This is a genomic window from Domibacillus sp. F004, assembly GCF_057814295.1.
The window spans coordinates 1-323 of record NZ_JBVATB010000039.1; the positions used below are offsets into that span (position 1 = coordinate 1).

General features: G+C 47.7%; 1 protein-coding gene. It reads left to right on the forward strand.

The genetic code is table 11. The features are described from left to right. Positions 1-280 (forward strand): WecB/TagA/CpsF family glycosyltransferase (locus ACZYRN_RS19335; RefSeq protein ID WP_488913193.1); only part of this gene is annotated, 280 nt, incomplete at its 5' end. Positions 281-323: the final 43 nt, after the last annotated feature.

A 323-nucleotide genomic window follows, 5' to 3' on the forward strand; every position in this document is an offset into this window, starting at 1 on the left:
AACTCTAGCAGCGACTTTTCCGGGATTGCGCGTCGCCGGATATGTAAATGGCTATGTGAAAGATCAGGATGCTCTTCTTGAAAAAATTCGCGAGTCCGGTGCGCATATCATTTTTGTTGCCCTTGGAATCCCGCGCCAAGAGCTATGGATCCGTGAAAATATGCCGAAACTGCCAAAAGTAAAAGTATTTCAAGGCGTCGGCGGCAGCTTCGATGTGTATTATGGTAACGTACAGCGCGCACCGGAATTTTACCGAAAAGCTGGGCTCGAATGGCTATAAAGACTCATGAAAGAACCGAAACGACTGAAACGTCAAATGGCGC